We start from the raw sequence: 12,930 nt of genomic DNA, 5'->3' as shown, positions 1-12,930 counted from the left end.
AAGGAAGGCCCTTCATGCAGGTAGAGGATCGCGGCGCAGAGATCATTGTGACGATGCCCAGGGAGGAATTCTTCCTCGTCGTTTCGCTGATGAGTGAAGCACTCGAAACCGGAGATGAGCGAGACTTCCGGACCCGCGTGGGCGCGACGATGGAAGAGGTGGATGCTCTTTTGCGGAGCCTGCCCGAGCTTCGGTTCGGAAGCGGGTGACTTCCTTGGCGCAGGCGTAGAAGTTGATGGGCACTCACCGGCACGCTGTATGCGACAACAGAGCGGAGACCCAAGTGACCTCGTTCAAGCCGGCAGCTCGCCAGCTCGTCGCCCCGGTCCTCCTGGGCTGCCTGACCGCGACGGCGCTCCTGTACGCGGGCCTCGCCGCCTCCGGCGATCCGATGGGTGCCGGTGAGCTGGGCCAGATGCTCCTGGCGGCGACGGCGGCCTGCGCGGTCGTCGTGTCCACGGCCAAGGGGTACGGCGTGAGCCTGACCGAAGAGGCCCTCGTCGTCGGTGGCCGCCACCGCCCGATCCCTCGCGCGGACATCCACCGCCTGGAGGTGCAGCGCAGCTTGGGCGTCAGCCGCATCGCCGTGTACACCGCGGACGGCCGCCGCACGATGCTGCGTGCCCCGATGTCCTTTCTGGACCGGGAGTTCGAGCACAAGGCCGGGGTCATCACCGCATGGTGGCAAGGCGGCAGCCAGGGCAGGGTAGGGGCCCCTGGGCGTCAGCCGACGGCACACCGGACCGACGTCCGATGATCCGGAAGCAACGGCACAGGGGGCGAGCACACCCCGCGTGCGGGGCACCACCTTCGTTCAACGGCTCAGTGCCGCCAGCTCCTTGGCCGCCTCGGTCAGGTCCTTGGCCGTGTCGATGGCCCGCCAGTACGCGCCCTGCGGCAGCGGGAAGCCGGCGAGTCTCAGTTCGCGTGCGAGCTGGGGGAACGTACTGCGTTCGTGGTCTCCCCGTTCCGGGAGGAGCCCGGCGAACTCGGGGGAGAAGACGTACACGCCCGCGTTGATCTCGAAGGTCGACGGCGGGGATTCTATGAAGTCGGTGACGTGGCCGAAGCCGTCGGTCTGGACGGCGCCCCAGGGGATGCGGGGGCGGGCGAGGGCGATGGTGGCGACGGCGTCGCGTTCCGTGTGGAAGTCGGCCATCTCGCGCAGCGAGAAGCGGGTCCAGATGTCGCCGTTGGTGGCGTACCAGGGCCGGTCGGGGTGCGGCAGCCGGGCCGCGGCGTACTTGAGGCCGCCCCCGCGTCCGAGCGGCTCGGTCTCGACGACCGTCGTGACGGAGACCGGCAGGTCGGTGTCGTCCAGCCACTTCTGGAGGACGTCCGCGAGGTGCCCGCAGGAGACGACGACGTCGGTCACCCCCTCGTCCGCGAGCCAGTTCAGCTGGTGTCCGATGATCGGCGTCCCCGTACCCGGGATCTCGACCATCGGCTTGGGCCGGTCATCGGTGTAGGGGCGCAGCCGTGAGCCCTGGCCCCCGGCGAGGATGACGGCTTGCGTGGGCCGCGACGCGGCGTGCGGGTCGGTCATGACCGCACTGTACGAGACGGGGGTGAAGGGGGTCCCACGCAGGGAGCGGCCCCGGGGTTCGCCGTGAACCCCGGGGCCGCTCGGACGGCGTACGTACCGGTCGGGTCAGCCCGTGTGCGCGGCGAGGACGCCGGACGCGAAGGAGGTGTCGCAGACGGGGCGGGAGAAGGACTGGGCGCGGCTGGGGCCGTACGCGCGGACGGCGGCGCGGCCCAGCGCGCGGGCGATGGACGCGCAGTGCTTCGCGAGCGCCGGTTTGCCGTTGACCGCCTGCTGGAGGTGGGTCAGGGCGATGCCGGGGTCCTTCTGCTGGAGCTCCGTGAGGAGCTGGTCGCGCAGGACGTCCTGGGGGGCGCGGGCGGCGCCGCCGTGGCCGGTGCGGGGCGCGGAGACGTCGGACGCGGTCAGCACCGAGTCCGACGGGTTCCCGGTCCAGTTGACCCGGGTCACCGCGAGGGTCCCGGAGAGCACCATGACGACGGGCAGGACAAAGGCGAGGGAGCGACCGATCCGGCGGGCGGGACCCCTGCCGCCGCGTCGCGTCCGCGTGGTGGTGTGCTCCACGGAGCGCTTCGAGTGCTTCACGCTGGTGATGGTAGCGCCCAGTAATGATTTGGAGACATTTAGTCACTCGGATGGGGGACGTTGCGGTGGCGTTTTTTGGGTAGGGGGTTGACGCTCACGTCCGAAAGGTCTGGAGTGTCGGGGTTTTTCGGAAGTGCTTTCGGGGTACGCGAAAGGGCCCCGCAGCCTCCCGGCCGCGGGGCCCTTCCTCACGACTCGCGTCAGTCCGACAGGCGCGCGCCCGTCGAGGTGGAGAAGACGTGGGTCTCGCCCGCGCGCGGGACGACGGAGAGGGTGGAGCCCTTCTCCGGGACGTCACGGCCGCTGACGCGGACGACGAGGTCCTTGGAGTCCTCGCCGACCTTGGCGGTGCCGTAGACGTACGCGTCGGCGCCGAGCTCCTCGACCACGTTGACCGTGACCGCGAGGCCCTTGCCGGTCTCGGTGGTGACGTCGAAGTGCTCCGGGCGGACACCGACGGTGACCGTCTTGTCCGTCGTACCGGCGAGCGCGTCGCGCTGGACCGGGACGACCGAGGCGCCGAACTTCACGCCGCCGTCCGCGATCGGGACCTCGACGAGGTTCATCGCCGGGGAGCCGATGAAGCCGGCGACGAAGAGGTTCGCCGGGCGGTCGTACATGTTGCGCGGGGTGTCGACCTGCTGGAGCAGACCGTCCTTGAGGACCGCGACACGGTCGCCCATCGTCATGGCCTCGACCTGGTCGTGGGTGACGTAGACGGTCGTGATGCCCAGGCGGCGCTGGAGGGACGCGATCTGCGTACGCGTCGAGACACGGAGCTTGGCGTCGAGGTTCGACAGCGGCTCGTCCATGAGGAAGACCTGCGGCTCACGGACGATCGCGCGGCCCATCGCGACACGCTGGCGCTGACCGCCGGAGAGCGCCTTCGGCTTGCGGTCCAGGTACTCCGTGAGGTCGAGGATCTTCGCGGCCTCCTCGACCTTCGCGCGGATCTCCGCCTTCGGGACGCCGGCGATCTTCAGGGCGAAGCCCATGTTGTCGGCGACCGACATGTGCGGGTACAGCGCGTAGTTCTGGAACACCATGGCGATGTCCCGGTCCTTGGGCGGCAGGTGCGTGACGTCGCGGTCACCGATGCGGATGGCTCCGCCGTTCACGTCCTCAAGACCCGCGAGCATGCGCAGGGAGGTCGACTTTCCACAGCCCGAGGGGCCGACGAGGACCAGGAACTCCCCGTCCTCGATGTGGATGTCGAGCCCGTCGACGGCGGGCTTCTCGGAGCCCGGGTAGATCCGGGTCGCCTTGTCGAAAGACACAGTGGCCATGGTGCTAGGCCCCCTTCTACCGGCAGGAACGTGCCGGACGATCCGTTGTAGGAAGGTGGTGGTGTAGTCCACGGGTGGACTGCCTCAGGACGCTACCTCGCGTTTTCCGGTATGTCAGTACCTGGAGGACTGTGAACTTCGCGGAAATTTTCGACGGGGCGCCATGAGCGCTTGGGTACACTGCACACGTCTCGTACGCGGTCGCGTACGTCACGCCTCCTTAGCTCAGCTGGCCAGAGCAACGCACTTGTAATGCGTAGGTCGTCGGTTCGAATCCGACAGGGGGCTCCGCCAAGAACCCCAGGTCAAGTATCTGACCTGGGGTTTTCTCCATCCGTACGCCATCCTGTACATCGTGAAGACGATGAGTGTGACCGATCTGCGTGCGAGCCTCGCCGATGCCTTTGACGCGGTCGAGAACGACGCCGAGGGGCTGGTGATCACCCGTGCCGGCCGTGAGCCGATGGTGGTCGTCTCACTCGCCGAGTACGAGGCGTTGAAGGAGACCGACTACCTGCTGAGGTCACCCGCGATGGCGGAGCGGCTGCGCAGGTCGATCGAGCAGGATCGGGCGGGCCGGGGCACGGTCCGCGAGCTGGTGGACCCCGATGACTCGTCCGGGCGGGGTGTGGCGTGAAGGTGCTGTTCCTTGGCGGCGGCTGCTGAAGCGGGTCAACCAGCTCATCGCCGACATCGATCGAGGCGGCCCATGAGGTGATCGGGAAACCCGGACCATTGCGGAACGACTCGCCGGCTACTGGTCGCGACGCATCAACGTCATTCACGTTGTGGCATGTCGCTTCCCCTACGAGAGGTGAGGCGCGACGCGGGCCAGGCAAGCGAGGGCGGCCGCCGCCCAGGTGGTCATGAGGGCGGCTGTGAAGAGGGGTGCCCCGTGGTGGCAGGGGCAGGCGCAGAGAAGGTGGCGGACGCCCGGTACGCCGCTGTCGCGGGGCTCGGCGTCCCGGCAGTGGGGGTGTTCGCCGAGGACGCAGCGAGGGGAGCGGTACTCCGGGTCGGGGTCCTGGGGGTTCACCGGGGTCCGTTCTTCCCCCGCGCGTCCAGGTAGGCGTCCCAGAGGCGCTGTCCCGTCGCGCACCGGCTGGTCCCCGCGCAACTTCCGCACGCGCGGGAGTGGTTGAACCAGCGGCGGTACGAGCGCACGGCGGGGTCGCGGAACCTGAGCAGTCTCATCGGGGGCCTCCGGAGGGCGGGGGAACGAGGGTCAGGGAAACCGGGGTGAGTTTCAGCGTCGCGACCACACACTTGCCGCGTCCGGTGGTCCGGAAGCCGAGGCAGCCGCCGTACTCGGCGGTGACGGCCTCGACGATGTCCAGTCCCCGGCCGCACTCGGCGTCGGCGGGGGCGGTCCGCCGGACGGGCCGGCCGGGGTTCTCGTCGTACACCTCGATCGCGAACTCCTCGCCGGTCCACGCGAACCGGACCTCCACTCGGGCGGTGCCGGGCGCGTGTCGCGTCGCGTTCGTCACCAGTTCGGAGACGACGAGTACGGCGGCGTCCGTCAGTTCGGAGGAGTCCTCCCCGGCGGTCAGGGCTGGCTGTTCTGCTGGGCCAGTTGCGGCAGTTGGTCGAGCTGTCGGAGCCTCCGAACGTGATGTTGCAGGTACTACCTTTTTCCGCAGGGGCATACCGGGGAGGGCCGTTCCCCTTTCTGATCTACCGCTTCCCGAAGCCCTCTGCCATGGAAGTGGTCACATTGGAAAACCACATGGGCCTGAGCTACTTGGAGACGCCGGGTGGCATCAAGTACTACGGGGACGCCTTCGACCGCCTCTGCACCATGGCGCTCGGTCCCCTCCCGTCCCAGTCCCTGATCCGGGACTTGGCGGGACAGCTCGACTCTTAGAGAAAGATGGCATATGCGCGCAAACAGGTTGGAATGGTTCAAGAGCAGCTACAGCTCTCAGGACGGTGGCTGCGTAGAAGCCCGGTTCCAGACCGACGGCGTCGCCTGCCGCGACTCGAAGGACATCCAGCGCCCCGCACTGCACTTCGCAGCAGCGCGGTGGCAGGCGTTCGTCAACGATGTGAAGGCCGGACGGTAACGACGTTTGGGGTCCCCTACCTCTGAGGTAGGGGACCCCATCGTCGTACCGCAGGAAAGCCCTACCCCAGCAGCCCGCCCACCAGGTTCTCGTTCCCGCCCGACGACTCGCCCCCGTCGGACCCGCTCGACGAACTCCCCCCGGACGACGGTCCGGACGACGTCGTGCTCGGGGCCTCTTGGGCCGGGGGAGTGTCCTTCGCCGGAGTGTCGTCCGAGGACGAACCCTGCGTCTGGCTGGGCGTGTTGGACGTATCCCGGGTGGACGTCGGCTCGTCCTGGCGGGTCTCCGTGGGCGGCGTCGAGGTCGCGCCCTCGGTGGTGGGCGAGGCGGACGCCTCCCCGCTCGGCTTGGAGCCGTCCTTGCCCTTGCCGGAGGCGCTCGGGAGGGGGGAGCCCGGCAGTTCGTTGCGGGGCGCCTCGCCGGGGCCGGGGACGACCACGCGGTCGGCGTCGCGGACGGCCGCGCCGAGGAGGGAGCCGAAGAGGAGGGTCAGGCCGACGACGATGGCCGTGACCAGCGCGCCCCGGCGCAGCGTGTAGCGGCGCAGCTGCCACAGGGGAGCCCGGGGTCCGAGGCGGCGCCAGGCCGCGGAGGCGAGGCGCCCGTCGACCGAGTACACCGGTGCCCCCGCGATGATCAGCGGCGACCAGGCGGCGAGGTTGATGATGTCGGGGGTGTCGTAGACGGGGACGGTCTTCCAGCTCACCGTCACGATCAGCGCGGCCGACAGCAGCGCGCCCGCGACCGCCGCGACCCGCTGCCAGCAGCCCAGGATCGTCAGGACGCCGACGACGACCTGGAGGAAGGCGATGACGAGGCCCGAGCCGACCGGGTGGTGCAGCGCGAACTGGCGCAGTGGCTCGGCCACTTCCCACGGGTGCAGGGTGTTCAGCCACTTCACCATCGAGCCCCGCTTGCCGCCGTCGAAGTAGACGGGGTCGCAGAGCTTGCCCATCCCCGCGTACACCGCGAGGAAGCCGAGGAAGATCCGCAGCGGGAGCAGGACGACGCCGAGGTTCAGGCGGCGGCCCGGGTAGTAGGCGTGCCGCGCCGGATCGCCGGGGGCCCGCTCGCGCGGCGGGTCGTACCCGTCGAACGGCGGGGGCGCGTACGCCGGTTCGTCGTAGACGCTGTCCACGGCCGGCATATGGGGCAACAGGCGGTTGTCGCGCGTGCGTTGGGCGCCGACGAGGGGGGTCTCCATCGTCCGCTCGACGAGGTTCTCGACCTCGACGCGGGGGATGACCTGAGTGGCGCCCGCGTCGGCGGGCTGCTGCTCGGCGTGGCCCACGCTGCCGGCCCGGACCGCCTGGAGGAGGCGGTGCGCCCCGGTGTCGTCCGGCGCGGAGTGCCCGCTCCAGACGACGGGGCGGCGCCGCGCCGGGGCGCCCGCGGGCACCTCGGTAGCGCTCAAGTGCCGTGCGATGCTGGGGGATTGGCTCCGTCGCGCCGACGCGCCCAACTGCACGCGGAAGGAGGCGTGCGTGACGATGACCTGTGCCGGATCGCTCGGCACCTTCACCATGCTCAGTGCGGGACCGTCGTCGAGTCCTGAGGCGAATCCCGACTGGCGGTCCCCCGCGGGTGTACGGGGTGTTCTGGTGTCCACACTCATCTAACCGAGTGACTTGTGTTTAGGACACTGCTTTGACTCGCCGGATGTGTCCGGACCCCGTCAAACCCCAGAACTACCCCGTACGGATGACACCGCCTACGCCCGTCGGCGTGCCGCCTCGTACAGCACGATCCCGGCGGCCACCCCGGCGTTGAGCGACTCGGCCCCACCCGGCATCGGGATCCGCACCCGGAAATCGCAGGTTTCGCCCACCAGCCGCGACAGCCCCTTGCCCTCGCTGCCCACGACGATGACCACCGGGCCGTCGAGGGCGGCCAGCGAACCGACCTCCGCCTCGCCGTCCGCCGCGAGGCCGACGACCGTGACGCCGGCCTTCTTGTACGCCTCCAGCGCCCGCGTCAGGTTCGTCGCCCGCGCGACCGGCGTGCGGGCGGCGGTGCCCGCCGAGGTCTTCCAGGCGCCCGCCGTCATGCCGGCCGCCCGGCGCTCGGGGACGACCACGCCGTGGCCGCCGAACGCGGAGACCGAGCGGACGACCGCGCCGAGGTTGCGGGGGTCGGTGACGCCGTCGAGGGCGACGATCAGGGGGTCCTCGCCGGCGTCGTACGCGGCGGCGGCCAGGTCCTCCGGGTGCGCGTACTCGTACGGCGGGACCTGGAGGACGAGGCCCTGGTGGTTCAGGCCGTTCGTCATGCGGTCCAGCTCGGGGCGGGGCGCCTCCATGAGGTTGATGCCGCCCCGGTCGGCCGCGAGCTGGAGCGCCTCGCGGACCCGCTCGTCGTTGTCGATGAACTGCTGGACGTACAGGGTCGACGCGGGCACGCCCTCGCGCAGCGCCTCCACGACCGGGTTGCGGCCGACGACCATCTCGGACGTCCCCTTGCCGCCGCGCCCCTTCGGCGTCGCCGGACGCCCCTGCGCGCGGCGGGTTTGCGCGGCGGCAATGCGGTTCTTCTTGTGCCCCTTGCGCATCTCGGCGGGCGGGGTCGGACCCTTGCCCTCCAGACCCCGGCGCCGCTGGCCGCCACTGCCGACCTGCGCGCCCTTCTTGCCGGACATGCGGCGGTTGTTGGCTGCCATGACCTACCAGTCCTTAAAAGGTTCCACTGCTCAAACAGCAGTACGTCTCATGAAGTGTGCCGCCCGGAAGCCCGGACGGCACAATCGATCTTCGCAAAAGCGGAAGCCGGCTACCGCGGCCCCAGCGTCCAGCGCGGCCCCTGCGGGCTGTCCTCGATCACCAGACCCGCCTGCCCCAGCTGGTCGCGGATCGCGTCCGCCGTTCCCCAGTCCTTCCGCGCCCGCGCCGATTCCCGCTGGTCCAGGACCAGGCGTACGAGGCTGTCGACCACGCCGTGCAGGTCGTCACCCCGGTCCGACTCGCCCGCCCAGTGCGGGTCGAGGGGGTCGAGGCCCAGGATGCCCAGCATCGCCCGGACCTCCGCGAGGCGGGCGACCGCGCCCTCCTTGTCGTCGGCGGCGAGCGCGCTGTTGCCCTGGCGGACGGTGGTGTGGACGATCGCGAGGGCCTGCGGGACGCCGAAGTCGTCGTCCATGGCCTCGGCGAAGGCCGGGGGGACCTCGGCGGCGGGCTCGACGACACCCCCCGCCTTCTCGACGACCCGCTGCACGAACCCCTCGATCCGCGCGAACGCGGACTCGGCCTCGCGCAGCGACTCCTCGCTGTACTCGATCATCGAGCGGTAGTGGGGCGTACCCAGGTAGTACCTGAGGACGATCGGCCGCCACTGCTTGACCATCTCGGCGACGAGGACGCTGTTGCCCAGCGACTTCGACATCTTCTCGCCGCTCATGGTGACCCAGGCGTTGTGCATCCAGTACGTCGCGAAGTCGTCGCCGGCCGCCTTGGACTGGGCGATCTCGTTCTCGTGGTGCGGGAAGATCAGGTCCAGGCCGCCGCCGTGGATGTCGAACGCCGGGCCCAGGTACTTGCGGACCATCGCCGAGCACTCCAGGTGCCAGCCGGGCCGGCCCCGCCCCCACGGCGTCTCCCAGTCCGGCTCGCCCGGCTTGGTCGCCTTCCACAGCGCGAAGTCGCGGGGGTCGCGCTTGCCGGTGATGCCCTCGTCCGGCTGCCGCATCTCGTCGAGGTCCTGCCGGGACAGCTCCAGGTACGACGGCCAGGAGCGGACGTCGAAGTACACGCTGCCGTCGGACTCGTATGCGTGCCCCCGCTCGATGAGCGCGCGCATCATCTCGACCATCTCGGTGACATGGCCGGTCGCGCGGGGCTCGTACGTCGGGGGGAGGCAGCCGAGCGCCTGGTAGCCGTCGTTGAACGCGCGCTCGTTCTCGTACCCGATGGACCACCAGGGGCGGCCCTGTTCACCGGCCTTGTTGATGATCTTGTCGTCGATGTCCGTGACATTCCGGACGAACGTCACGTCGTACCCGCGGTGCGTGAACCACCTGCGGATGATGTCGAAGTTGAGGTTCGACCGGACGTGCCCGATGTGCGGGGCCGCCTGCACGGTGGCGCCACAGAGGTAGATCGAGACACAGCCCGGCGTGAGCGGGGAGAAGTCACGGATCTGCCGGGCGCTGGTGTCGTACAGGCGAATAGTCACGGGTCCAAGGGTAGTGGGAGAAGGGGGCCGAAAAACACCGGCATTGTTCAGGGGTTCCGTACGACGAGCGCCGTCGCGATCGCCATCAGACCCTCGTCCCGGCCGGGGAATCCGAGGCCGTCCGTCGTCGCTCCCGACACCGACACCGGCGCCCCGACCGCGTCCGACAGGATCTTCTGGGCCTCGTCGCGCCGCTTGCCGATCTTCGGGCGGGGGCCGACGACCTGTACGGCGACGTTCCCGATCACGAAGCCCGCCTCGCGGACGATCCGGGCCGCCTCCGTCAACAGCGTGACGCCGGATGCACCCGACCATTCCGGGCGGCCGGTGCCGAAGTGCCGGCCGAGGTCGCCGAGGCCCGCCGCCGAGAAGAGGGCGTTGCAGGCGGCGTGGGCGACGACGTCCGCGTCGGAGTGGCCCGCGAGGCCGGTGCCCTCCCATTTGAGGCCGGCGCACCAGAGTTCGCGGCCCTCCTCGAAGGCGTGGATGTCGGTGCCGATGCCGACCTGGGGCAGGACGAACTCAGAAGCCATCGTTGGCCCTCCTGCGCGCCAGGACCGCTTCCGCGAGGACCAGGTCCAGCGGGCGCGTCACCTTGAACGCCTCCTCGTGCCCGGGGACGACGACGACCGTCCCCCCGAGCTGCTCGATCATGCTCGCGTCGTCCGTGACGTCCTCGGTGACGGTCTCGTGCGCGTGGACGAGGACCTTGCGGTCGAAGCCCTGGGGCGTCTGGACGGCCCGCAGGCGCGCGCGGACGGGGGTGGCGACGACGGGTTCGGGGGCGTCCGGCGTCGGCTCGACCTCCTTGACCGTGTCGGCGAGCGGCACGGCGGGCACGACGGCGACGGCGCCCTCGCGGACCGCCTCGACGACCGAGTCGACCGTGTCGACGGGGACGAGGGGCCGGGCCGCGTCGTGGACGAGGACGATGTCGTACCCGTCGGGCAGCGCGTCCAGGCCGAGTTTCACGGACTCCTGGCGGGACTCGCCGCCCGGGACGACGACGAAGTCGGTCCGCTCGGGCAGGGCGTGCGCGTCCAGGAGGGAGCGGACCTCGGCGGCGCCGTCCGGGGGCGCCACCACGACGACCAGGGAGACCGCGCGGGACGCGGCGAGCGCGCGGACCGCGTGGATGAGCATCGGCGTGCCGTTCAGCGCGCGCAGCGCCTTGGGGGCGCCGGGGCCGAGCCGGACGCCGCGGCCGGCGGCCGGAATCACCGCGGCGGTGCGGACGGCCGCCCTGGGGGAGTGTGATTCGTCAGACATGGTTCCTGTCAGGTTTGTGTGCTCGACCTACGTGGGTATGGCCTGGGAGGAGTGCCGGGTACCCCACCTCGACCTGCCCCTTCCGTGACGCGCGGGTCGGGAGCGGGAGCCCGGGACTTCGACAGGTACTCGGGGTTCCTTCGGGGACCCCGGGCTCGGGCGGTGAGGGTACGAACATGCCGCAGCGCCCGGCGACGGGAAATACGTCATCGGGCACCGCGGCATTGTCAGATGCAGAGAAACAGCTCGGCTCAGGAAGCGAGTACCTCGTCGAGCAGGGCCTCGGCCTTGTCCTCGTTGGTGTTCTCCGCGAGAGCCAGCTCGCTCACCAGGATCTGGCGTGCCTTGGCGAGCATGCGCTTCTCACCGGCGGAGAGTCCGCGCTCGCGCTCACGACGCCACAGGTCACGGACGACTTCCGCGACCTTGATGACATCGCCGGAGGCGAGCTTCTCCAGATTTGCCTTGTAACGACGCGACCAGTTCGTGGGCTCCTCGGCGTACGGCGCGCGCAGCACCTCGAAGACCCGGTCCAGCCCGTCCTGACCGACCACATCACGTACGCCGACGAACTCCGCATTGTCCGCTGGCACACGTACCGTCAGGTCACCCTGGGCGACCTTCAGCACCAAGTAGGTCTTGTCCACGCCTTTGATCTGGCGAGTTTCGATGGCCTCGATCAGCGCGGCCCCGTGATGGGGATAGACCACGGTGTCGCCAACCTTGAACGTCATGTGACAGGTACCCCTTCCGTGGCTATCCAGGGTAACACGGAAACGACGGTTCCTGAATGGCGTTTTCGCAGGTCAGGGCATATCTCGGGGCTTGACAACAGCAACAGGAACGTGCTGGGGAAGGCGTCCGCGAGCGGGTATTCGCAGGTGGGAGCGGCTCTCCGTGGGGGGTGAAACGCGTACGTTACACGCTTCCGGAACCGCGTCAAGGCGGTTGAACGTCCCGATATGTCCTCTTCCTGGTGTGCGACTTCCGCTACTCCGTTCGGCGCCGGGTGGCCGGTCTTCGTCGTTTCCGGAATTGATCATCGAACATCGCCGTCCGCCCGGGTGATCGAATTCCGGGATCCGCCGCATTCGGAGTTCGGAAATCCGGGCCGGGGGTGCGCGGGGGTTATGTGAATGCGCGGGGTACGGGAAGTGGCCAATGTGACTCACGGGTAGGGAGGGGCGGGCGGGGAGGGTGTGACCGGTGGGTCTGTCGGGGCGTCGGGTGCCGCTAGGGGCGGGTCGGGTGCGGGTCGTTGTGAACGGGTCGATACGCTGAGGGCGCTGACTGACCCTTAGGGCGGCTTTATGGAGAGTCCGCCCCTGTCGTTCCAAGGAGATGCCGCCGCCGTGAGCAGCAGCCTTCGACGCGGCGCCCTCGCCGCTTCCGCCCTCGCGTTCTCGATCGCCACGCTCGCAGGATGCGGCGCGGGGAACGACAGCCAGACGCTGGAGATCAAGCCGGACAACGCGGCTGCCACCGTCGGCGTGATCAAGATCCAGAACGCGGTCGTCATCACCCAGCCCGAGCGGGGTGCCGAGGGCCCGGCCGCCGTCGCCGCGACCGTCTTCAACACCGGCAAGGACGACCAGACGCTGACCGGCATCACCGTGGACGGCACCAGCGCCTCCGCCGTGCTGACGCCGGGCAAGACCGACACCAAGAGCAAGAAGGGCAGCCTGGTCGTCCCGGCCGGCGGCTCGATCGTGATCGGCGGCGCGGACAACGCGTCCGCCGTCCTGGACAACCCGGGTGACACCGTCCAGAACGGCAACGCCCAGAAGATCACCTTCACGTTCAGCGAGACGGGTGACGTCAGCCTCCAGGCGTTCGTCGTCCCCGCCACGAGCTACTTCAGCTCCTGGGGCCCGACGTCCGTCCCGAACCCCTCCTCCTCCGCGAGCGCCTCCGTCGGCCCCTCGGAGTCCCCGTCGCCGGAGTCCTCCGGCAGCTCGGAGTCCGCGGAGTCCTCGGCGTCCCCCGAGGCCGGTCACTGACCGACCCCGCA

General features: G+C 69.8%; 17 protein-coding genes, 1 tRNA gene and 1 pseudogene. 7 read left to right on the top strand and 12 right to left on the bottom strand.

All coding sequences use genetic code 11. The annotated features are described in order from the left end of the window. Window positions 1-14 precede the first annotated feature (14 nt). A complete protein-coding gene (locus ACLZOT_RS41790) occupies window positions 15-209 on the top strand; it encodes a hypothetical protein (protein ID WP_416974444.1) in 195 nt (64 codons plus the stop codon). Between the two features lie 74 nt (window positions 210-283). Then, window positions 284-757 (top strand): hypothetical protein, encoded by a 474-nt coding sequence (locus ACLZOT_RS41785; protein ID WP_416974443.1) that lies wholly within the window; start codon window positions 284-286, stop codon window positions 755-757. 57 nt (window positions 758-814) lie between these two features. Here the strand turns inward: ACLZOT_RS41785 and ACLZOT_RS41780 are convergent, their stop codons facing one another. From ACLZOT_RS41780 to ACLZOT_RS41770, 3 genes are all read right to left on the bottom strand, one after another. Further along, window positions 815-1,546, bottom strand: a complete 732-nt coding sequence (locus tag ACLZOT_RS41780; RefSeq protein ID WP_416974442.1) for a nucleotidyltransferase family protein — start codon at window positions 1,544-1,546, stop codon at window positions 815-817. Between the two features lie 105 nt (window positions 1,547-1,651). After that, a complete protein-coding gene (locus ACLZOT_RS41775; protein WP_416974498.1) occupies window positions 1,652-2,110 on the bottom strand; it encodes a hypothetical protein in 459 nt (152 codons plus the stop codon). Between the two features lie 221 nt (window positions 2,111-2,331). Beyond that, the gene (locus ACLZOT_RS41770; protein ID WP_416974441.1) at window positions 2,332-3,417 is read right to left on the bottom strand and encodes an ABC transporter ATP-binding protein; all 1,086 of its coding nucleotides are present in this window, start codon (window positions 3,415-3,417) and stop codon (window positions 2,332-2,334) included. A 214-nt stretch (window positions 3,418-3,631) separates the two neighbouring features. Between ACLZOT_RS41770 and ACLZOT_RS41765 the strand changes: the two genes are divergently transcribed. Together ACLZOT_RS41765 and ACLZOT_RS41760 are read left to right on the top strand one after the other, a co-directional pair. Then, a tRNA-Thr gene (locus ACLZOT_RS41765) sits at window positions 3,632-3,705 on the top strand. Window positions 3,706-3,781: 76 nt separating this feature from the next. Further along, entirely contained in the window at window positions 3,782-4,054 is a 273-nt protein-coding gene (locus ACLZOT_RS41760) for a type II toxin-antitoxin system Phd/YefM family antitoxin (protein ID WP_416974440.1), read from the top strand. 168 nt (window positions 4,055-4,222) lie between these two features. Here ACLZOT_RS41760 and ACLZOT_RS41755 read toward each other — a convergent pair whose 3' ends face one another. Genes ACLZOT_RS41755 through ACLZOT_RS41745 form a run of 3 tightly spaced genes read right to left on the bottom strand, consistent with a single transcriptional unit; the run spans window position 4,223 to window position 4,943 of the window. Next, a complete protein-coding gene (locus tag ACLZOT_RS41755; RefSeq protein WP_416974439.1) occupies window positions 4,223-4,453 on the bottom strand; it encodes a hypothetical protein in 231 nt (76 codons plus the stop codon). Next, the gene (locus ACLZOT_RS41750) at window positions 4,450-4,611 is read right to left on the bottom strand and encodes a hypothetical protein (RefSeq protein ID WP_416974438.1); all 162 of its coding nucleotides are present in this window, start codon (window positions 4,609-4,611) and stop codon (window positions 4,450-4,452) included. The genes ACLZOT_RS41755 and ACLZOT_RS41750 overlap by 4 nt, the downstream gene beginning before the upstream one ends. Further along, window positions 4,608-4,943, bottom strand: coding sequence for an ATP-binding protein (locus ACLZOT_RS41745; protein WP_416974497.1), 336 nt, complete (start codon window positions 4,941-4,943; stop codon window positions 4,608-4,610). The genes ACLZOT_RS41750 and ACLZOT_RS41745 overlap by 4 nt, the downstream gene beginning before the upstream one ends. Here ACLZOT_RS41745 and ACLZOT_RS41740 point away from each other — a divergent pair. Then, window positions 4,940-5,284, top strand: a pseudogene (locus ACLZOT_RS41740) (Scr1 family TA system antitoxin-like transcriptional regulator); the annotation flags it as partial. The gene ACLZOT_RS41745 and the pseudogene ACLZOT_RS41740 overlap by 4 nt on opposite strands. A gap of 13 nt (window positions 5,285-5,297) precedes the next feature. Then, entirely contained in the window at window positions 5,298-5,483 is a 186-nt protein-coding gene (locus tag ACLZOT_RS41735; protein WP_416974437.1) for a DUF397 domain-containing protein, read from the top strand. A gap of 61 nt (window positions 5,484-5,544) precedes the next feature. Here ACLZOT_RS41735 and ACLZOT_RS41730 read toward each other — a convergent pair whose 3' ends face one another. The 6 genes from ACLZOT_RS41730 to ACLZOT_RS41705 form a co-directional block, all read right to left on the bottom strand. Next, the gene (locus ACLZOT_RS41730; protein ID WP_416974436.1) at window positions 5,545-7,101 is read right to left on the bottom strand and encodes a DoxX family membrane protein; all 1,557 of its coding nucleotides are present in this window, start codon (window positions 7,099-7,101) and stop codon (window positions 5,545-5,547) included. A gap of 96 nt (window positions 7,102-7,197) precedes the next feature. After that, entirely contained in the window at window positions 7,198-8,142 is a 945-nt protein-coding gene (gene rlmB / locus ACLZOT_RS41725) for a 23S rRNA (guanosine(2251)-2'-O)-methyltransferase RlmB (protein ID WP_416974435.1), read from the bottom strand. 110 nt (window positions 8,143-8,252) lie between these two features. Then, window positions 8,253-9,650, bottom strand: coding sequence for a cysteine--tRNA ligase (gene cysS / locus ACLZOT_RS41720; protein ID WP_416974434.1), 1,398 nt, complete (start codon window positions 9,648-9,650; stop codon window positions 8,253-8,255). Window positions 9,651-9,697: 47 nt separating this feature from the next. Beyond that, on the bottom strand, window positions 9,698-10,183 hold the full coding sequence (gene ispF / locus ACLZOT_RS41715; RefSeq protein WP_416974433.1) for a 2-C-methyl-D-erythritol 2,4-cyclodiphosphate synthase: 486 nt from the start codon (window positions 10,181-10,183) through the stop codon (window positions 9,698-9,700). Continuing rightward, a complete protein-coding gene (gene ispD / locus ACLZOT_RS41710; RefSeq protein ID WP_416974432.1) occupies window positions 10,173-10,919 on the bottom strand; it encodes a 2-C-methyl-D-erythritol 4-phosphate cytidylyltransferase in 747 nt (248 codons plus the stop codon). Before ispD ends, ispF begins: the two co-directional genes overlap by 11 nt. Before the next feature lie 251 nt (window positions 10,920-11,170). Further along, on the bottom strand, window positions 11,171-11,653 hold the full coding sequence (locus tag ACLZOT_RS41705; protein WP_003953493.1) for a CarD family transcriptional regulator: 483 nt from the start codon (window positions 11,651-11,653) through the stop codon (window positions 11,171-11,173). Window positions 11,654-12,271: 618 nt separating this feature from the next. On the opposite strand from ACLZOT_RS41705, the gene ACLZOT_RS41700 reads away from it, so the two are divergent. Beyond that, window positions 12,272-12,919 (top strand): copper chaperone PCu(A)C, encoded by a 648-nt coding sequence (locus ACLZOT_RS41700; protein WP_416974431.1) that lies wholly within the window; start codon window positions 12,272-12,274, stop codon window positions 12,917-12,919. Window positions 12,920-12,930 lie beyond the last annotated feature (11 nt).

The organism is Streptomyces sp. 4F14 (assembly GCF_048159485.1).
In the GTDB taxonomy this organism is placed as follows: domain Bacteria; phylum Actinomycetota; class Actinomycetes; order Streptomycetales; family Streptomycetaceae; genus Streptomyces.
Note: the sequence above shows the minus strand (reverse complement) of the source record. Positions and strands in the feature narration are given on the sequence as shown.